The organism is Pseudomonas sp. PA-5-4B, assembly GCF_021606215.1.
Lineage (GTDB): Bacteria > Pseudomonadota > Gammaproteobacteria > Pseudomonadales > Pseudomonadaceae > Aquipseudomonas > Aquipseudomonas edaphica.
In genome coordinates, this window is record NZ_WKDB01000010.1 from 21,588 (window position 1) to 40,369 (window position 18,782).

16 protein-coding genes are annotated in these 18,782 nt (G+C 59.7%); 1 reads left to right on the top strand and 15 read right to left on the bottom strand.

Annotated elements, in window-relative coordinates:
* Positions 1–32 precede the first annotated feature (32 nt).
* From GIW28_RS07220 to GIW28_RS07290, 15 genes are all read right to left on the bottom strand, one after another.
* Positions 33–1,508 carry a sigma-54 dependent transcriptional regulator gene (locus tag GIW28_RS07220; protein WP_017134934.1) on the bottom strand — a complete coding sequence of 492 codons (1,476 nt, stop codon included), beginning with the start codon at positions 1,506–1,508 and terminating at the stop codon, positions 33–35.
* A gap of 169 nt (positions 1,509–1,677) precedes the next feature.
* Positions 1,678–1,974: a flagellar protein FliT gene (fliT, locus tag GIW28_RS07225; RefSeq protein ID WP_017134933.1), complete on the bottom strand. Its 297-nt coding sequence runs from the start codon at positions 1,972–1,974 to the stop codon at positions 1,678–1,680.
* Between the two features lie 23 nt (positions 1,975–1,997).
* A complete protein-coding gene (fliS, locus tag GIW28_RS07230; RefSeq protein ID WP_017134932.1) occupies positions 1,998–2,387 on the bottom strand; it encodes a flagellar export chaperone FliS in 390 nt (129 codons plus the stop codon).
* Between the two features lie 138 nt (positions 2,388–2,525).
* The gene (gene fliD / locus GIW28_RS07235; protein WP_017134931.1) at positions 2,526–3,926 is read right to left on the bottom strand and encodes a flagellar filament capping protein FliD; all 1,401 of its coding nucleotides are present in this window, start codon (positions 3,924–3,926) and stop codon (positions 2,526–2,528) included.
* Positions 3,927–4,005: 79 nt separating this feature from the next.
* Positions 4,006–4,365, bottom strand: coding sequence for a flagellar protein FlaG (locus tag GIW28_RS07240; protein WP_017134930.1), 360 nt, complete (start codon positions 4,363–4,365; stop codon positions 4,006–4,008).
* A gap of 75 nt (positions 4,366–4,440) precedes the next feature.
* On the bottom strand, positions 4,441–5,886 hold the full coding sequence (locus GIW28_RS07245) for a flagellin N-terminal helical domain-containing protein (RefSeq protein ID WP_017134929.1): 1,446 nt from the start codon (positions 5,884–5,886) through the stop codon (positions 4,441–4,443).
* A gap of 308 nt (positions 5,887–6,194) precedes the next feature.
* Positions 6,195–7,124, bottom strand: coding sequence for a ketoacyl-ACP synthase III (locus GIW28_RS07250; protein ID WP_017134928.1), 930 nt, complete (start codon positions 7,122–7,124; stop codon positions 6,195–6,197).
* A 277-nt stretch (positions 7,125–7,401) separates the two neighbouring features.
* A complete protein-coding gene (locus GIW28_RS07255; protein ID WP_017134927.1) occupies positions 7,402–8,985 on the bottom strand; it encodes a flagellar hook-associated protein 3 in 1,584 nt (527 codons plus the stop codon).
* Positions 8,986–8,999: 14 nt separating this feature from the next.
* Complete coding sequence (flgK, locus tag GIW28_RS07260; protein ID WP_017134926.1) at positions 9,000–11,036, bottom strand: flagellar hook-associated protein FlgK; 2,037 nt, start codon at positions 11,034–11,036, stop codon at positions 9,000–9,002.
* 10 nt (positions 11,037–11,046) lie between these two features.
* Complete coding sequence (gene flgJ, locus GIW28_RS07265) at positions 11,047–12,318, bottom strand: flagellar assembly peptidoglycan hydrolase FlgJ (RefSeq protein WP_236447550.1); 1,272 nt, start codon at positions 12,316–12,318, stop codon at positions 11,047–11,049.
* A gap of 4 nt (positions 12,319–12,322) precedes the next feature.
* Entirely contained in the window at positions 12,323–13,411 is a 1,089-nt protein-coding gene (locus GIW28_RS07270) for a flagellar basal body P-ring protein FlgI (protein ID WP_225933067.1), read from the bottom strand.
* A gap of 27 nt (positions 13,412–13,438) precedes the next feature.
* Positions 13,439–14,134: a flagellar basal body L-ring protein FlgH gene (gene flgH / locus GIW28_RS07275; protein ID WP_017134923.1), complete on the bottom strand. Its 696-nt coding sequence runs from the start codon at positions 14,132–14,134 to the stop codon at positions 13,439–13,441.
* 53 nt (positions 14,135–14,187) lie between these two features.
* A complete protein-coding gene (flgG, locus tag GIW28_RS07280) occupies positions 14,188–14,973 on the bottom strand; it encodes a flagellar basal-body rod protein FlgG (RefSeq protein ID WP_056859743.1) in 786 nt (261 codons plus the stop codon).
* Positions 14,974–15,040: 67 nt separating this feature from the next.
* Complete coding sequence (locus tag GIW28_RS07285; protein WP_017134921.1) at positions 15,041–15,781, bottom strand: flagellar basal body rod protein FlgF; 741 nt, start codon at positions 15,779–15,781, stop codon at positions 15,041–15,043.
* 306 nt (positions 15,782–16,087) lie between these two features.
* On the bottom strand, positions 16,088–17,653 hold the full coding sequence (locus GIW28_RS07290; RefSeq protein ID WP_236447551.1) for a sigma-54-dependent transcriptional regulator: 1,566 nt from the start codon (positions 17,651–17,653) through the stop codon (positions 16,088–16,090).
* 257 nt (positions 17,654–17,910) lie between these two features.
* Here GIW28_RS07290 and phhA point away from each other — a divergent pair, with 257 nt between their 5' ends.
* Positions 17,911–18,717: a phenylalanine 4-monooxygenase gene (phhA, locus tag GIW28_RS07295; protein WP_017134919.1), complete on the top strand. Its 807-nt coding sequence runs from the start codon at positions 17,911–17,913 to the stop codon at positions 18,715–18,717.
* Positions 18,718–18,782 lie beyond the last annotated feature (65 nt).

Below are 18,782 nucleotides of genomic sequence, written 5' to 3' on the forward strand. Positions count from 1 at the left end.
TACTGATATTTCAGTAGCTTAAAAAACAGGCGTCAATCATCCGCCTGTTCATCCCCTTCCCGGCGGCTCATACCGTACTTGCGCATCTTCTCAACCAAGGTGGTTCGACGGATACGCAAGCGCTCGGCGGCACGGGCGACAATGCCGTTGGCATCGTCCAGCGCCTGCTGGATCAGGCCTTGTTCGAGGCTACCGAGGTAGTCCTTCAAGTCCAGGCCTTCGGGCGGCAGCATGGCGGTGGAGCCGAAGTCCGGCGTGTGGCCGTTGATGGCCACGCGCTCTTCGAGGTCGGTGCGCAGGCTGTCGACCAGTTGCTCGTCTTCGTCGTCGACGTAGCGAAATTTCTTCGGCAACTCGACCACGCCGATCACACCGTAGGGGTGCATGATCGCCATGCGCTCCACCAGGTTGGCCAGCTCACGCACGTTGCCCGGCCAGCCGTGGCGGCACAGGGACATGATCGCGGCGGAGTTGAAGCGGATCGAACCGCGCTTTTCGTGCTCCATGCGCGAGATCAACTCGTTCATCAGCAACGGGATGTCTTCCACGCGTTCGCGCAGCGGGGCCATCTCGATGGGGAATACGTTGAGGCGGTAGTACAGGTCTTCGCGGAAGCTGCCGACCTCGATCATGCTTTCGAGGTTCTTGTGGGTGGCCGCGATGATGCGCACGTCGACGCTCTGGGTCTTGTTGCTACCCACGCGCTCGAAGGTGCGCTCCTGCAACACGCGCAACAGCTTGACCTGCATCGGCAGCGGCATGTCGCCGATTTCGTCGAGGAACAAGGTGCCGCCGTTGGCTAGCTCAAAACGCCCGGCACGGCTGGTGATCGCCCCGGTAAAGGCGCCCTTCTCGTGGCCGAACAGTTCGCTTTCGAGCAGCTCTGCCGGGATCGCCCCGCAGTTGACCGGCACGAAAGGCCCGTCGCGGCGCTTGGAGTGGTAGTGCAGGTTGCGGGCGACCACTTCCTTGCCGGTGCCGGATTCGCCAAGGATCAGCACGCTGGCGTCGGTGTCGGCGACTTGCTGCATCATCTGGCGCACGTGCTGGATCGCACGGCTGGTGCCGACGAGGCTGCGGAACAGGTTGGGTTCACGGTGACGGCCGCGCTCGCGGGCCTGGTCGTACATCTCGCGATAGACCTGGGCACGGTGCAGCGAATCGAGCAATTTGCTGTAGCTGGGCGGCATTTCCAGGGTTGAAAGCACGCGGCGGCGCTGGTCTTCCGGCAGGTCCACGGAAGAAATATCGCCCATCAGCAACACCGGAAGGAACTCATCCCAGGTCGACAGTGTCTTTAACAGGCCCAAAATGGCGCCAGGAGCATTTACCGTCCCGATCAGCACACAGATAACTTCACGGCTCGACGACAAAGAGCTGACCGCCTGCTGCCAGTCATGGCTGCCGCAGGGTAAATTTTCTTCACCGAGAAAATTTAAAATCACCGCTAAATCGCGGCGGCGGACGCTATCGTCATCAATCAGCAGAATTTTGGTTTCACGCCACATGCAATAGCAACTTCCCTAGTAAAACTTCCTGCCCCAGAGTGAGGGCAATCGAGACGCCTGTAGGACTTCATACCTTACTGACGCCTGAAATCTGAAAACAGCACTAGTTAAGTCAAAAATACGAGCACAGTCAAATATATGACGCGCTGTTCGGATTAACTGAGCCAGTTCAGCCGAACAGATGGTAAACCTTTGACGCACTTTGCGCGCGGTTGATCTGCGACATCTCTTCGAAAATCGCCTGGCGCTCGCCGGTCGTCACCTCCAGCAACTGCTGATACACCGCCAGCAAACTCTCCAGCTTCTCCCGCAGCGCATCCTCGTCCACCGGCGCGTTATTGAGCGCCTCGTCGATGACCGCGCGGCACCCCATGTCCAGTTCGCCGATGGCGTCCCAGTTACGTTGCGCCAATGCGTCGACCAAGGCTTCGCGGGTCTCGTCAATCCGTTGCAGGGCGTGGCTCATGACATCATCCTCAGGCCAAAGGCCTACAGTGTTGCAATACCGTCCCAGCCTTCCTTGAGCGTAATCATCAGGCCGGCTACTTCATCGATCATGCTGACATCGCTCTTGCTGTTGGCTTCAAGCAAACGCGTGGTCATGTAGGCATACAGGTTATCGAGTTGCTGCAACGCGGCCGGATCATCGGTTTTTTCCGGGTTCAGGCCATCACGCAGGCCGATCAGGATGTCGATCGCCTTGCCCAGCAGCAAACCCTTCTGCGCGATATCACCACGAGCCATGGCGCCCTTGGCCTGAGCCATGCGGTCCAGCGCGCCTTCCATCAGCATCTGCACCAGACGGTGTGGGCTGGCTTCGGAGACCTGGGCATGGGAATTGACCTTCTGGTATTGGCGAAGGGCTCTCATGGGATTCATGTTTCTACCTCGTGACAGGCAACAGCTAAATTAGGATGGGCTCTGACTAATATGTCGACGGGATGACAAAAAACTTTAATCCGGCGATCTGCTCAAGGCCGTGCCCGGTGCAGGAGCACCGGGCGGCGCCAGCCGGAATCAACTGTCCGAATTCGACTTGTTCAGCGCGTTGAGCGTGGTCATGACACTGGAGCGCTGGCTGGTGAGCTGGGCGACCAGGTTGTTCATGGTGGTGTACTTGGCGGTCAGGCTGGTCTTGAGGGCAGCCATACGCGCGGTCAGGGTGTCCTGCTGGTTTTGCAGGTCCTTGAGGTTGTTCGACAGCGTGGTCGAACGGGTAGCCAGTACACCGGTGTTGCTCAGGGCAAAGCTGTCGGTCGCGGTTTTCATGCGGGCGAGCAGGCCTTTGTCACCGTTGAAGATACCGCCGATATCGGTGGGGTTGGTGGCGACGGCCGCGCTGAAGATTTTGTCGTCAATGCTCAGCTTGCCGGTGGTCTGATCGGTGTTCACACCAAATTGAGCCAGGGACTTCAACGTGCCCGAGCCACCCAACGCGTTCAGCTCGCTACGCAGCGCCTGCTGCAGGGAGCGCATGGTGGCATCGCCAGTCAGCGCAGAAGGCGTGGTCGAGCCATCGGCATTGGTGGTGACTTTGGTTTCGGTGCCGATCGCGGTCATCAAGGCGTTATAAGTGTCGACGAAGCCTTTAACCGAACTTTTGAGGGTGTCGTTGCTGCGGGTGACCGTGATGGTCGAGGCGATACGCTTGGACGGGTCGGTGACACCAGTTGGCAACGGCGACACAGCCGTCAGCTTGATGCTCACACCACTGATTGCTTCAGTCAGGGTATTGCTCTTGGACTCTTGTGAAGTACCGTCAATGGTGTACTTCGCGTTTTGCGGTGGGTCACCCACCACCGCGGCCCCAGCTTGCAGGCCAGAGTTACCGCCCAAGGTAATGTCGGTACCAGCGCCGGTATTGGTCGAGGTCACGACCAGACGTGAACCGGTGGAGTCAGTCAGGATGTTGGCACTCAGACCCGCGCTGCTGTACTGCGCGTTGATCGAGTCACGCACCTGCTGCAAGGTTGCGCCCGGTGGAACACTCACCCCGTAACTCTGACCAGACTGGGAAATTTCCAGGGTCGTAGCGGCAGTGCCGGCATTGACGACAGTCTTGGCCCCACCTGGGTAATTTTGGGTAGCGATCTTCGAGGCAGTCGCCAACTGGTTGACCACCAGCTGATAACTGCCGGCCGAAGCACCAGCGCCCAAAGTGACCGTGGACACGTTGGCATCCGAGGTGGTCGCCGTCAGGCCACCAATACTGGCGTCCTTGGCCATGTTGTCCATGGCGCCACGAAACGCATCCAATGCCGCTTGAATCTTGCCGATCGAGGACAGTTGGGCGGTCTGCGTCTGCGTCTGTTTGTTGATCTGCGACTGCTTGGGCGCTTGTTCAGCGTTCACCAAGGCCGTAACGATCGACTCGGTATTAATCCCCGTAACCGGGCCGCTTACCGTGATATCACCCATGACACTTCTCCTGATCGGGGCTGGCGCTTTATTGACGGACGACGCCTCAAGCAGCTACAGCAACAAAATTCATGCCAGCTCAGACTTTCGCGTCAAACAACACGTTGCTGGCGTCGTGAAGGCTTTGTGCGAGTTTCAATGCAGTTTCCGACGGGATCTGACGAATGACTTCGCCACTGTCGGTTGCAATCACCTTGACCACCACCTGATGGGTGGAGTCATCGATGGAAAATTCCAGGTTGCGCTGGGCAGCCTGAACGAAGTTGCGAATATCCGTAACGGCCTGTTCGAGGTCGGACGGTTTCGAGTCTTGCTGGGGTTGAACCGTGGCCAGCGCGGGGTCTACCTTGGTTTTCTGCAGGCCGTTGTTCACGGGGGCAGGCGCGCTCTGCGGCGCCACTGCCGGATAAGACAGGTTCAGCTTCACACTCATGTCCATGTCCAATCTCCTCATCACGCAAAAGACGAAAGGGCACGTAAACGCGCCCTTCCGTCATTCATCTGCCGATGGCTATTACTGAAGCAGCTTCAGTACAGCGGATGGCAGTTGGTTGGCCTGGGACAGGATCGCAGTGGAAGCCTGTTGCAGGGTTTGTTGCTTGGTCAGCTGAGCAGTTTCAGCAGCGTAGTCAACGTCCTGGATCTGACCGCGAGCGGCGCTGGAGTTGTCGGCAATGCTCTGCAGGTTGGCAACGGTGTTGTCGAAACGGTTCTGAACAGCACCCAGGCCGGCACGCTGGGAGTCGATGTCGGAGATCGCTTGAGTGATCACGTCGATCGAGTTCTGTGCGTTGGCAGCAGTGGTGATGTCAGTGTTGTTAACGGTGGTTTTGGTGGAGTTGGCAGCAGTACCAGCGGCTGCGAACAGACCGGTCACACCTGCACCGCTCAGCGAGTAGCTGCTGGAGGAGTTCAGGGAAACAGCACCAGTAGCGATGATCGCGGTGTTAGCCAGAGCAACGGCAGTACCGGCGGTACCAGTACCGTCCAGGGTAGCAACCTTGACACCTGCGATAGCACCGGCGTCACCAGCGTTGAAGGTCAGGTTCTCACCGGTGTCGGACTTGACCGACAAGGCTTGGGTGGTCGAATCGTAGTTGACGCTGATGCCCAGCTTGGCAGCGTTGGACTTCAGTTGGTCAGCCAGGTCGGAAGTGCTGGTCACACCAGTGAACTGCACTGCAGTACCGCTGCCCACTTGCAGGGTGAAGTTGGCGCTGGCCGGAGTAGCAGCAGCAATGGCAGTGGCGTCAACGGTGAACTGTGCAGTGGTGCTGGCAGTAGCAGCCAGGCCGCCTACAGCGCCGTTCATCTGAGCAGCGATCTGCTTGGCGGAAGCGCCGGCAGCGATGGTCAGGGCCTTGGACTGGCCACCACCGGTAACGGTGATTGCGCCGCCGGCAACGCCTGTTGCACTTGGAGCAACGCCTTGGCTTTTCAGCTGCTGCGAACCAATGTTGTTGGCTGCAACGTTACCGATGCTCATGTCGATGGTCTGGTTGGCGTTGGCGCCGACCTGGAACGACGTAGTACCGAAAGAACCGTCCAGCAGGTTCTTGCCACCGAAGGTGGTGGTGGTAGCGATACGGGTCAATTCAGCAGTCAGGGCTGCGTATTGAGCCTGGTTCGACTTACGGTCTTCAGCGCTTGGCGAGCCGTTAGCGGATTGCAGTGCCAGGGTACGCATGCTTTGCAGGATGTTGGTGGACTGCTGCATTGCGCCTTCAGCGGTCTGAGCAATCGAGCTGCCGTCGTTGGCGTTTTTGATTGCAACGCCCAGGCCGTTGATCTGGCTGGTCAGACGGTTGGAGATTTGCAGGCCGGCCGCATCGTCTTTGGCGCTGTTGATACGCAGGCCGGAGGACAGACGCTGCATGGAGGTTTGCAGGGCGCCGGAAGCCTTGTTCAGGTTGTTCTGAACGGTCAACGAAGCAAGGTTGGTGTTTACTGTTAAAGCCATGACGAAATCCTCGTGGGTGGTGTACTGCGGCTTCCGGCCCTGGCAACCGCCGGGTGTGGCCTAGAGAACCTTCGTAATAGTTATCGTCGTGAAAGCAGGTTGCTTGAGGACTTTTTTGATTTTTTTTACTAGCACGGGGCCACCCTTTGTAATTCAAGGGCTTAAAGCGGCTGAAAAGTCCTGAATTCATGGGCCGCTGACATCTTGGGGCTGCTGCGCAGCCCAACGCGGGGCAAGCCCGCTCGCCACAATAAAAAACGCCCAGGCTTTTTGAGCCTGGGCGTTTTTGTGCGCAGCCTATTAGAGCGTTACGGGCGATAGAGAATCGCCGAGCCCCACGACAGGCCCACGCCGAAACCGCTGATGGCAACGCGCTTCCAGTCGGCGTCCATCATGTGCTTTTCCAGCAGCAACGGAATGCTCGACGACACGGTGTTGCCGGTCTCGACCATGTCCTTGATGAACTTCTCTACCGGGGCCTCTTCGAAACGCCGGGCAACCGCGTCGACAATCGCCGCACTGCCCTGGTGGATGCAGAATGCGTCGATTTCGTCAGCTTTGAGGTCCGACTCATTGAGCAGCTCGTGCAAATGTGCCGGCACCTTGAGCAAGGCAAAGTTGAACACCTGGCGGCCGTTCATGAAAAACACGCCATCACTTACCTTCAAATGCGGCGCGCCGGAACCGTCGGTGCCGAACTTGGACTTGCCCAGCAACCACGGCGCGTCTTCACCCATCCAGGTGGCGGTGGCGGCATCGCCGAACAGCATGGTGGTGTTGCGATCTTCCGGGTCGACGATCTTCGAATACGGGTCGGCGGTGATCAACAGGCCATTTTTCAGGCCGGTGGCTTCCATGAAGCCCTTCATCGCATAGATGCCGTAGACGTAGCCCGAGCAGCCCAGGGAAATATCAAACGCAGCCACGTGGGTGGGCAGGCCCAGCTTGTCCTGGACGATGGCGGCGGTGTGGGGCAAACCCTCTTCGTCGCCGTTTTGCGTCACAACGATTAGCGCGTCGATGGATTCGCGCTTCAAATCCGGGTTGGCCGCAAACAAGGCGTTGACTGCCTCGACACACAGATCAGAGGTTTCCTGCGCAGCATCCTTGCGCGGCAGGAACGCCGAACCGATCTTGCCGATGATGAAATCTTCATCCTTGGCGAATTTGGCGCCCTGGGCGTAGTTATCAACCCCGTCTGCCGGCACGTAACTGGCGATGCTTTTTATGCCAATCATTGTGGCTTCCCAATACTAAATAGCTGGATAACACCCCTCGGGCTTGGCCGGGAGCGCTGACAATAAAGGGGATAACCCCATGAAAATATCGCTGAAAGCCGCCGCGTAAAGACTCGCAAGCGACTTATCCTTTTCACACGATACAGTGAAGATGCCCTTTATGACTCACAGGTCACTCAATTTTGTGCGCTTTATGCAAAACCCGGCAACATTCACGGCACCAGAAACGACAACGGCCCACCCTGTTGCCAGGGTGGGCCGTGTGTAGGACTGCCGATTACATGCGGCTGAACAGGCTCAACTGGGAGATTTTCACAAAGGCCAGTTGCGAGGCTTGCAGCATGGTTTGCTGCAAGGTCAGGTCAATGGCGGCCTGCCCCATATCGACGTTGGCCAATGAGGACATGGTCGATGTGTTGGCCAGGCCCAGGCTGGTGTTTTCCTGGCCTTGGATATCCAGGGCATTCTGGCGCGCACCGATGGAGCCGCGCACCTGGTTGATCTGTGCGTCGGCATTCGACAGGTTGCCGATGGTGGTGTTAAGCACATCCTTGAGCTTGTTCATAGCCACCGGGTCGCCATCGGCCGGGGTCTCCAGCGCCTTGCGCAGCTGGCCCAAGGTATCCAGGGCGTTCATGTTCTTGTTGCTGGTGGCACTGAGCGAAAACTGATCACCGGCCCCCGGCGTACCGCTTACATCGAAAGTTACCCCGGCGGCGGTGATCGATGTCGCGCCGGTGGCCATGGTACCTGTGGCAATCGATTTGCTGTCGGCCGTATAGGGCTGGGCATAAACCTCGTAGGCATTGCCGCTGGTGAACTTGATCACCGCCCCCGAGTTGGGAAAGGTACTGGCGTAGGCCGCCTGATCCGTGACGCGGCCACCGGTCAGCTGCGCCGTGGACGGATTGCTCGCCGTACGCGAACTGCTGAAGGTGTCCGGCTTGCTTTCCAGCGTAAACGCCTTGCCCGCCACCAACGCATCAGACGGCGCACCCGTGGCAACATCCGGCCCCAGGTTCAGGCTGATATCGAACTTCACGCCGCGCAGGTTAACGCTGGAAGCGCCTTCCTTGGTGGCATCAAAGGTGCCGTTACCGGTGATCTCCGAGGTAACGTCATTGCCGTCCTTGTCGGTCACGCTGTACTGGGTGCTGCTGGCGAAGGTCAGCTTATACGGCTGGCCGTCGGCAAAACTCTTGGTGTACGCGGTGCCGGACGTGACCAGGCCTGCCGAGATCGCGACTTTGCCGTCATTCACAGCCGGTGGCAAAATCGAGGTCTGCGTGCGACCGGTATTGGAGGAGCTCTCCAGCAGGGTCTTGCCGGTATCACCCATGGCGACCGTCAGGTTGCTCGAGACCTGCAGGCTCAGCGGTGTTTCGTCGCCCTGATAAGTGTAGGTACCATCGTTATTGCGACTGTAGGGCGGCGTATCGGTCTTGGCCCCAGAGAACATGTAGTTGCCACTGGAATCCTTGGAGTTGAGCAGGCCCAACACATGGTCCTCAAGCGCACCGACCTGGGCGGCAATCGCCTTGCGATCATCATTGCTGAGCTTAAGGTTACCGGCCTGCAACGCCAGACCGCTGGCGGTTTGCATAGCCAGGCTGATGCTGGCAAGCACGCTTTCTTCATTATTCAGCGAGTTCTGCAAAGTCGTAATGTTGCCGTTGTACTGCCCCAGCATGTCTTTCTGCTGCTGCAACATCAGCAATTGGGCAGCAGCCACCGGGTCATCGGACGCGGTTTGCACACGCACACCGGAACTCGCCTGGTCCTGGGCCTTCACCACACCCGAATAGTTGTCCTGATACTTGCTGGAGCTGGTGTCGAAATACTGCTGTGTAGAGATACGCATCGTTCCAGACTCCTTTAAAGGGCGTTGATCAGTGTGCTGAAGGTTTCCTGCGCAGCCTTGATGATCTGCGACGACGCGGTGTAGTACTGCTGGAACTTGATCATGTCGCCCGCTTCCTCATCCAGGTTGACCTGGGACACCGAGTTGCTGGCCGCCTTGTTCGCCGCCAGCAAGGCGCCGGTGGCGGTGCTGTCGGTGTTGGCCTGGGCGGCCTTGGAGCCAACCTGGGACACCAGCCGGCTGTTGGCACTGACCAGGCTGACACCCGCATTCCCGTCCACCGCACCCACCGTGGCCTTGGTCTGCAACCCCAGCAGTTCCTGGGCGTTACGGCCATCGGAGGTGGCGCCGCTGTTGAACGAAAAGGTGGTGCTGTCGCCGTTGGCCGGCGAACCGGACACGGTGGTGTCAAAGCTGAAGCTTTTGCCGGGGATCAACGCACCGCCGGCATCACGCATCGGCACGTTCACACTGATCTTGTTGCCCTGGCCCGGAATGATGGTGCCGGTGCCGATCGGGTTGCCCTGGGCATCACTGATCGCATAGGACTGGGTGCCGTCCGCCGCCGGCTTGCCGAACACCATTTTCACCGGCATCGAGTTTTCGATCCCGGTTCGCAATTGCGCAGTCGCGGCGCCGCCGTCGATATCGATCGGCACGGTCAAGGTCGGCTGGGTGAACGTACCGGTGCCGGTATTGGTCTTGCTGGCATTGCCGGCCAAGGGCGCGGCGAAGGCGAGTTTGTTCGGGTCTTTGAGGTCGACACTGATGCCGCTGGCGCCATTGGCCGTCGGGCTGACCTTGAAGCTGTCGCCGGCCGCCACCGGTCCCTTGCCGTTCAAGGCCAGGGTGAAGCCGTCAATCACCGGCGGTGGCGTGGTGGTGGTGTCGAACGAGCCCATGGCTTTGCCGTCGGAGCGCACCACGTTGTATTGATTGCCGCTGGTGAAGGTCACCTTGTAGTCGAAGGTCGACAGCTTGCTGCTGTCGGCAATCGTCACGTTCAGGTTGCCCGAGCCTGCACTGTTACCGGCGGCCGCCTGGCTACGCTGGGAAATCGCCGCAGCGCTGTTGATGTCGCCAAACAGCGAGGAGCCAAAATCGCTGTTCAGGTCCAGGCCCTGGCCCAACTGGCTGTTAACGCTGTCGGCCGTGGCAATGGCGATGCGTCCCAGGTCGTTGATGGCGGGCATCAGCGCATCACTGCGATAACGCAACAGGCCGCCAATGCTGCCGCCACTGACCACATTGCCGATGTCCATCGGCGTGTCGCCCATGTTCAGCTGAATGGTGTACTGGCTGTTGTCGTTCTTGCTCGGCACCGCCGAAATGGTATTGGCAACGCTGCCTTCTACCAGCGATTGGCCGGTGCCGGTGGTGATGCTGAACTGGCCGTTCTTTTCGGTGGCCGTCACGCCGATCAGCTCATTGAGCGAACGCACCGCCTCATTGCGCGCATCCAGCAGGTTGGCCGGCGCACTGGTCGAAGAACCCTGGGCCGTGGCAATTTGGCTGTTGAGCGAGGCAATCGACGAAGTCAGTTTGTTGACCTGGTCACTCATGGTCTGCAACTGACCGTTGATGCTTTCTTTCTGCTGGGTCAACTGCGTGGAAATCGCGTTGAAGCGGTTGCTCAACGTTTGGGCGTTGGTGATCAGCAACTGCCGCGCGGACACGTCGCTGGGCGTGGCCGCGGCGTTCTGCAAAGAGGCAAAAAACGCGCTGAGCACGGCCGACATACCCGTGGACTTGTCCGACAGGGTCTTGTCGATGGCGGCGGCCTGGCCCGCGTAGGCGTTGGCATCGCTGTTAAGAGCGGTGCTGCTCTGGTAGGCAGCGCCCAAGAAGTCGTTATAAATGCGGCGCACATCCGCAAGCGTTGTACCACTGCCGATAAACACGCCGCCATACTGGTTGCTGGCGCTGGCATTCTGGGTGGTCTGCTGGCGCGAGTATCCCGGGGTATTGACGTTGGCAATGTTGTTACTCAAGACCGACAACGAGCCTTGAGCGGCATTGAGTCCTGACATCCCGATACTGAGCAAACTCATGATTCAGACCTTATAAATGTGTGGTTGCGCCAGCGGCAGCGAAATTCTGGTAACTGTTCATCGTTTTGGCGATCTGCGAAATCTTGCTGGCGTAGTCCGGGTCGGTTGCATATCCGGCTTTTTGCAACTCGCGTACAAACTGTTCCGGGTTGTCGGCTGATTTCACAACTTCTTTATAGCGATCATTGCTTTGCAGCAATGTCACGAGGTCGTGGAAGCTGTCCTGGTAGGAGTTGTAGGAGCGAAATTGCGCCGTTTCCTTGACCATCGACCCATCACGAAACTCGCTGGTGATTGCACGCGCCTGGCCGCCCTGCCAGCTCTGCCCGGCCTTGATGCCGAACAGGTTGTGGCTGCTGCTGCCGTCCTCGGCGCGCATCACCGATTTACCCCAGCCGGTTTCCAGCGCGGCCTGGGCCACCAGGTACTTGGGATCCACGCCGATGCGCGCGGCGGCCGCCTTGGCCATCGGCAGCATGGTGGCGACAAATTCATCCTGCGAGCTGAAGGCTTTTTTCGCCGGCGCCAGCGGTGGCTGGGCAATCGCTCGGCCATAAACCTGCATGCGCCCGCTCGGCACGGCAAAGTTCCGCGCGGTGCTGTTGACCACGTTATCGGTGGCGGCGCTGTTACGCAGTGGCGCACTCGCGGCCTGCGTGGCGGGCTGAGTGCTCGGCACGATGCCGGCCAGCAGGCGGTCGGTCAGTTTGCTCGGCAACGCCATGCGGCGCTGGTTCATCAGTTCCATGTCGTTGGTGTGCGCGCTGGCGCCTTGCGGCTCTGCAACGCGGTAAGCCCACAACGGCCGCTGGCCATTGGAGCGTCCCAACGGGCCATTCGCCTGGGTGCCGGCGGCGATTTCAGTCGGCACATCGACCTTCTTGGCCTTGACCGGCTCGGCCGCCGCCGGGCCTTGCAAGGTCGAGGACTGCGCCTCGACCGGCTTGTTCTTCTGCATCTGGCGCATCAGCACGTCAGCCAAACCGATACCGCCGCCTTCGCGGGACATCGAGACCGCCAACTGCTGGTCGTACATTTCCTGGTACTGCTTGGCAGCCGGGGTGTTCAGCGGGTTGTCCTTGCCCAGCGCCTCGGTGGCCGAACGCATGGACTTGAGCATCTCGCTCAGGAACAGCGACTCGAACTCCTGCGCCACTTTGCGCATGTTGCCTTCGCTGTTCTTGTCGGCGCCGACCTTGAGCTGGTTCAGCCGGTTGAGGTCGGAGTAAGACCCCGAATCCGCCGTGCTGGTGAACCCGCTTTTGTGCATATCCATGGCCATGGCCTTAGATCACGATCAGGTCGGCTTGCAAGGCGCCGGCCTGTTTCAAAGCTTCGAGAATCGCCATCAAGTCGCCGGGCGCTGCGCCCACCTGGTTCACCGCGCGGACAATCTCATCCAGGGTGGTACCGGGGCCGAATTTGAACATCGGCTTGGCTTCTTGCTGGGCATTGACCCGCGAGCGCGGTACCACTGCCGTCTGGCCATTGGACAGCGGCCCAGGCTGGCTGACGATCGGGTCTTCGGTGATGGTCACGGTCAGGCTGCCGTGGGTGACCGCTGCTGGCGACACCTTGACGTTCTGGCCGATCACGATGGTGCCGGTGCGCGAGTTGATGATGACTTTGGCAACTGCCTGGCCCGGGTCGACTTCAAGGTTTTCCAGGATCGACAGGTAGTCGACACGCTGGCTTGGGTCGAGCGGCGCCGTCACACGGATCGAGCCGCCGTCGATGGCTTGTGCTACGCCAGGGCCGAGCATGTCGTTGATCTTGTCGACCACACGCTTGGCGGTGGTGAAGTCCGAGCGGTTGAGGTTCAGGGTCAGGCTGTTGCCCTGGTTGAAACCGCTGGGCACGGTGCGCTCAACCGTGGCGCCACCGGGAATGCGACCGGCCGATGGCACGTTCACGGTGATTTTCGAGCCGTCACGGCCCTCGGCGTCAAAACCGCCGACCACCAGGTTGCCCTGGGCAATGGCGTAGACGTTGCCGTCGATACCTTTGAGCGGCGTCATCAGCAAGGTGCCGCCGCGCAGGCTTTTCGAGTTACCGATGGAGGACACGGTGATATCCACCACCTGGCCCGGCTTGGAGAACGCCGGCAAGTCGGCACTGATCGACACGGCCGCGACGTTCTTGAGCTGCACGTTGCCCGACCCAGGCGGCACCTTGATGCCGAACTGCGAGAGCATGTTGTTGAAGGTCTGCAGGGTGAACGGCGTCTGGGTGGTCTGGTCACCCGTACCGTTAAGCCCCACCACCAGCCCGTAGCCGATCAATTGGTTGGAGCGCACGCCGGAAATACTGGCGATGTCTTTCAACCGCTCGGCGTGTGCTCCTGCGCTCAAGGCCAGCAATAACGCGGCAGCCATCAGCTGTTTGAGGTTCAAAATGGCCACCTAGAAAGGGAACAGCGGGCTAAGGAAGAAACGGTCGAACCAGCCCGGCTGACTCGCATCAGCAAACGAACCCGTACCCGAGTAGGTAATGCGTGCATCGGCAATGCGCGTGGACGGCACGGTGTTGTCGGTGGAAATATCATCGGCACGCACCATGCCCGCGATACGCACCAGCTCGTCGCCGGTGTTGAGGGTCATCCACTTTTCACCGCGTACGGCGATGATGCCGTTGGGCAATACATCCGCCACCGTTACGGTGATCGAACCGGTCAGGCTGTTGCCCTGCCCCGCCGCGCTCTTGCCATTGGTGGCACGGTCGCCGCTGTAACCGGCGTTGAGGCTCAGGTCGCCATCGCCCAAAGGGTTATTGGTGGTCAGGCCGCCACCAAACAGCGAGGTCAGGCCGATGCCGGTCTTGCTGGTCTTGCCGATCTGCGAGTTGGCATTCTTGCTGGCCTGGGTCTTCTCGTTCAACGTGATAGTGATGATGTCACCCACACGGAAGGCCTTGCGGTCGCTGTACAGGTTCTGTTCGAAACCGGCCTGGTAAATCGAGCCATTGTTGGCCGCCGCCGGCAACGGCGTGCGCGGCAACACCGGCGCGTAGTACGGATCATTGGGTTTTGGCGTCGGGGCGACACAGCCCGCGAGCACGGCGATCCCACTCAATGCCAGAACAGAAACATAGCGATTCATGACCCTTACCTCACGGTGTTGCAGGCGCCGCAAAAGGCGCCCCATAGACTTGATTACAGATTCTGCGTTACGAACGAAAGCATCTGGTCGGCGGTGGAAATCACCTTGGAGTTCATCTCGTAGGCGCGTTGGGTGGTGATCATGTTGACCATCTCCTCAACCGTGCTGACGTTGGAGGTTTCCAGGGTTTGCTGCAGGGTGGTACCGAAGCCGTTGAGACCTGGGGTGCCGATTTGCGGCGCGCCGCTGGAGGCTGTTTCCAGGAACAGGTTGTTACCCATGGCCTGCAGGCCGGCCGGGTTGATGAAGTCGGCGGTTTGCAGGTTGCCGATCACTTGCGACGCCGGGTTGCCGGCCACGGTGATAGACACGGTGCCGTCGGTGCCGACGGTAAAGGTCTTGGCATCGGCTGGAACCACCACAGCCGGCTCCAGCGCGAAGCCGTTGGCGGTGACGATCTGGCCATTGGAGTCGAGGTGAAAAGTACCGTCACGGGTGTAGGAAGTAGTGCCATCCGGCTGCAGGATCTGGAAGAAACCCCGGCCGTTGATGGCCATGTCCAGCGGCTGGTTGGTTTGCTGCAGGTTACCGGCGCTGAAGTTCTTCTGGGTGCCGACGATCTGCACACCGGTACCCAGTTGCAGGCCCGACGGCAGTTCGCTGTCCTGGGTCGACTGGGCGCCTGGCTGGCGCTTGATCTGATAAAGCAAGTCCTGGAACTCGGCGCGATCACGTTTGAAACCCGTGGTCGACACGTTCGCCAAGTTGTTGGAGATGGTGGTCAGGTTGGTGTCCTGCGCGGCCAAACCTGTTTTGGCAACCCATAGAGCCGGAAGCATAGTGTTCTCCTTCGTGCGCCTGTTTGTTGGCGCTGTGCTGCAAAATTAGTCTTCAGTAAACCGGCAATCAGCTCATCGACAGAACGCGGGTCATGGCCTGGTCGTCTTCTTTAGCGCTGTTCATCATCTTGATGTGCAGCTCGAACTGCTTGGAGAGCGACAGCACGGCGGTCATTTCTTCCACCGCATTGACGTTGCTCGCCTGCAGGAAACCCGAGGTCAGCCGCACGTTCGCGTCGGCCTGGGCCGGTTTGCCATCCTTGGTATGGATGGCGCCATCCAGGCCCTTGGTCATGTTCTTGAGGTCGGGCTGGACCAGCTTGATGCGGTCCACTTCAGCCATCACGCGCGGGCCTTCGCCCATGGCGCGGATGCTGATGGTGCCGTCGGCGCCCACTTCGATTTTCTGCTCGGGCGGCACGGCAATCGGGCCACCGTTGCCCATCACCGGCATGCCGTTGCCGGCACGCAACACGCCCAACGCATCCACATTCATGCTGGCGCTGCGCACGTAGGCTTCGCCGCCATCCGGGGTTTGCACGGCCATCCAGCCGTCACCGCTGACCGCCACATCGAGGTCGCGACCGGTTTCAATCATGGCGCCCTGGGAGAAGTCGGTGCCCGGCCGTTCGGTCATGGCAAATGCCCGCGCCGGAAAGCTGTCACCGAACACCGGCATCGAGCGCGCCTGCTCCAGGTCCCGTTGAAAACCGTTGGTGGAAATGTTCGCCAGATTGTTGGCATGGGCCTTTTGCGCCAGTGCATTCTGGCTGGCGCCGGTCATTGCCACATAAAGGTACTTGTCCACGCTCTATCCTCTTTCTGACGGACGCTTGCCGCCCACCGTTGCTCTGATGAGGCTTAAGCAATTTGCGAACCAACTTTTGAAAATAGATTGAAGTCCATGTACGGCGGGGGTTTGCGGGCAGGCTTAGAGATTAGGTGGCAGGGATAGAGTCGAAAAAACGGCGGACTACTGCCGCCTGCGGCAAGCACCGGTCTTAAGGACGACAAAGATCAACTGTGGGAGCTGGCTTGCCTGCGATAGCGGTGTATCAGCGACACATGAGCCAACTGACCCACCGTCATCGCAGGCAAGCCAGCTCCCACAGGTTTAACCGCGTTCATTCTTCAGAATTTCGTAATCACGCAACTTATTCGCGATCGTGGTGTGCGACACGCCTAGGCGCTTACCCAACTGCCGACTGCTCGGGTGCTCGGCGTACAAAGCCTCCAGCACCGCCTTTTCAAACCGCCCAACGATGTTCTCCAACCCGCCTTCCAGGGAAAAATCCCCAAGGGGCTGGCGCACCCCATAATCCGGCAGGCGAATATGCTCAGCCTTGACCATGCCGCCGTCGCACAACGACACCGCCTGAAACAACACGTTTTCCAACTGCCGCACATTGCCCGGCCAATGGTAGTGACTGAGCCGGTCCATCGCCGCCGGCGCCAGCTTGGGCAGCGGGCAACCAATCTGTCGGCTGGCCTGGTCAAGAAAGTGCTCAACCAGCGGCGCCAGGCCATCCAGGCATTCACGCAGCGGCGGGATATGCAGCGACAGCACGTTGAGCCGGTGATACAGGTCCTGACGGAATTCGCCACGGGCGCAGAGTTCCGACAGGTCCACCTGGGTGGCACAGATCACCCGCACATCGAGGTACACCTCTTCATCACTGCCCACCCGGCGAAAGCAGCCGTCCTGCAAAAAGCGCAGCAATTTCACCTGCAAGCGTGCGCTCATTTCCCCCACGCCATCGAGAAACAACGTACCGCCCGCCGTCAGCTCCAGCAGGCCCAACTTGCCCTCGGCCCGCGCCCCTTCAAATGCGCCGGGGCCGTAGCCGAACAGCTCGGTCTCGGCCATCGACTCCGGCAGGCCCGCGCAATTGAGCGCCATCAAGGGCGATTGCCCGCGCGGACTGGCCAAGTGGCAAGCGCGTGCCAGCAACTCTTTGCCGGTGCCGGTTTCGCCTTCTATTAATAGCGGCGCATCCAGCGGCGCCATGCGCCGGGCTTCGCGCACCACCGCGGCCATGACCCTGGAGCTTTGGAAAATACTGTCGAAGCCGCGCAGCTCTTGCTTGCGCACATTGTAGATACGCTCGCCCACACGGTCGGCACGGTGCAGGGTCAGCACGGCACCGGCCATGGCCTCGCTGTCGTCGTGTTCGGAAGACTGCAGCGGCGCGATGTCCGCCAAAAACACGTCACCCTTGACCTTGACCCGCAAGCCGTTGATGCGCGATTTGCTCGCACGCACCAACTCCGGCAGGTCGAAATCCTCGGCATAACGCGACAGCGGAATGCCCGGCACCTCGTCCACCCGCACCCCGAGCAACTGCGCCGCCGCGCGGTTGGCGGCGACGATGGAGCCGCCAATATCAATCGACAACACCGGAAACTCCAGGGCGCCGAGCAGCGCATTGAGCTCCATATGCCGACGTTCGCTGGGCATCAGCCCTACCCTTTTAACGCCAAATACCCCGGCAATTGCTTCGAATTGCGGGCGCAGCGCCTGGAACTGCATGTTCACAAGGTTGGGGCAAAACAGGTAAATGGCGTTGCCATGTTCACCGCCTACCTCGCCTTTGGCGACGTTGACGCCGTATTCCACCAGCAGGTTGAGAATGTCCCGCAGGATGCCGATACGGTTCTGGCAGTGCACTTTAATACGCATGAAAAAGCCCAAATGGTGGGAAAGCGCCGGGTCTTTTTGCCGCTGGGCGCAGATAGTCGTCAAGATTATGTGACAGCTTGTGACCTTTTCCCAGCCCAAGACAACGAGAGGCCGGCATACCGTAACGAAAACTTTACGAATGACGGTAACTTTTCCTACGCGCAAGCACCGGAGCCCGATGGAATCCGTCGCCTTCCGGGTTATCAATAGGCTCATCGCAGGACATAACAAGAACGAATGCCTAGCAGGAGAGCCGTATGAAGCAGACGCACTACGTGGCCCGCGAGCCCGATGCGCAAGGTTTTATCCACTACCCGCCGGAAGAACACGCGGTGTGGAACACCCTGATCACGCGCCAATTGAAAGTGATCGAAGGACGCGCCTGCCAGGAATACCTGGACGGCATCGACAAGCTCGGCCTGCCCCTGGACCGCATCCCGCAACTGGGTGAGATCAACAAGGTGTTGGCCGAAACCACCGGCTGGCAAGTTGCCCGCGTCCCCGCACTGATCCCCTTCCAGACCTTCTTTGAATTGCTCGCCAGCAAGCAATTTCCGGTGGCGACCTTTATTCGCACCCGCGAAGAACTGGACTACCTGCAAGAGCCGGATATTTTCCACGAGATCTTTGGCCACTGCCCGCTGCTGACCAACCCATGGTTTGCCGAGTTCACCCACACTTACGGCAAGCTCGGCCTCGCGGCCACCAAAGAGCAACGCGTGTACCTGGCGCGCCTGTACTGGATGACCATCGAATTCGGTTTGGTGGACACGCCGCAAGGTCGACGCATCTACGGTGGCGGCATCTTGTCGTCGCCTAAAGAAAGCGTGTATTGCCTGTCGGATGAACCCGAACACCAGGCCTTCGACCCGCTGGAAGCAATGCGTACGCCGTATCGCATCGACATCCTGCAACCGCTGTACTTCGTACTGCCCGAGCTTAAGCGCCTGTTTGAAGTGGCGCAGGAAGACATCATGGGCATGGTCGAGCGCGGTATGCAGTTGGGTCTGCATGCGCCGCTCTTCACCCCAAAGGCAGTGCCGCCCAAACCCGAAGCTGCTTGAACCTTACATTTTGAGGCCAGGTGAATCTGTTCCCTGGCCGCGCGTTGCTTTAGGGTAACGCCCAC

Bases quoted from the DNA above. Each gene is read 5' to 3' on its own strand.
- GIW28_RS07220 (WP_017134934.1), bottom strand. From the start codon at position 1,508: ATGTGGCGTGAAACCAAAATTCTGCTGATTGATGACGATAGCGTCCGC.
- fliT (WP_017134933.1), bottom strand. From the start codon at position 1,974: ATGAGCCACGCCCTGCAACGGATTGACGAGACCCGCGAAGCCTTGGTC.
- fliS (WP_017134932.1), bottom strand. From the start codon at position 2,387: ATGAATCCCATGAGAGCCCTTCGCCAATACCAGAAGGTCAATTCCCAT.
- fliD (WP_017134931.1), bottom strand. From the start codon at position 3,926: ATGGGTGATATCACGGTAAGCGGCCCGGTTACGGGGATTAATACCGAG.
- GIW28_RS07240 (WP_017134930.1), bottom strand. From the start codon at position 4,365: ATGGACATGAGTGTGAAGCTGAACCTGTCTTATCCGGCAGTGGCGCCG.
- GIW28_RS07245 (WP_017134929.1), bottom strand. From the start codon at position 5,886: ATGGCTTTAACAGTAAACACCAACCTTGCTTCGTTGACCGTTCAGAAC.
- GIW28_RS07250 (WP_017134928.1), bottom strand. From the start codon at position 7,124: ATGATTGGCATAAAAAGCATCGCCAGTTACGTGCCGGCAGACGGGGTT.
- GIW28_RS07255 (WP_017134927.1), bottom strand. From the start codon at position 8,985: ATGCGTATCTCTACACAGCAGTATTTCGACACCAGCTCCAGCAAGTAT.
- flgK (WP_017134926.1), bottom strand. From the start codon at position 11,036: ATGAGTTTGCTCAGTATCGGGATGTCAGGACTCAATGCCGCTCAAGGC.
- flgJ (WP_236447550.1), bottom strand. From the start codon at position 12,318: ATGGCCATGGATATGCACAAAAGCGGGTTCACCAGCACGGCGGATTCG.
- GIW28_RS07270 (WP_225933067.1), bottom strand. From the start codon at position 13,411: ATGGCTGCCGCGTTATTGCTGGCCTTGAGCGCAGGAGCACACGCCGAG.
- flgH (WP_017134923.1), bottom strand. From the start codon at position 14,134: ATGAATCGCTATGTTTCTGTTCTGGCATTGAGTGGGATCGCCGTGCTC.
- flgG (WP_056859743.1), bottom strand. From the start codon at position 14,973: ATGCTTCCGGCTCTATGGGTTGCCAAAACAGGTTTGGCCGCGCAGGAC.
- GIW28_RS07290 (WP_236447551.1), bottom strand. From the start codon at position 17,653: ATGCGTATTAAAGTGCACTGCCAGAACCGTATCGGCATCCTGCGGGAC.
- phhA (WP_017134919.1), top strand. From the start codon at position 17,911: ATGAAGCAGACGCACTACGTGGCCCGCGAGCCCGATGCGCAAGGTTTT.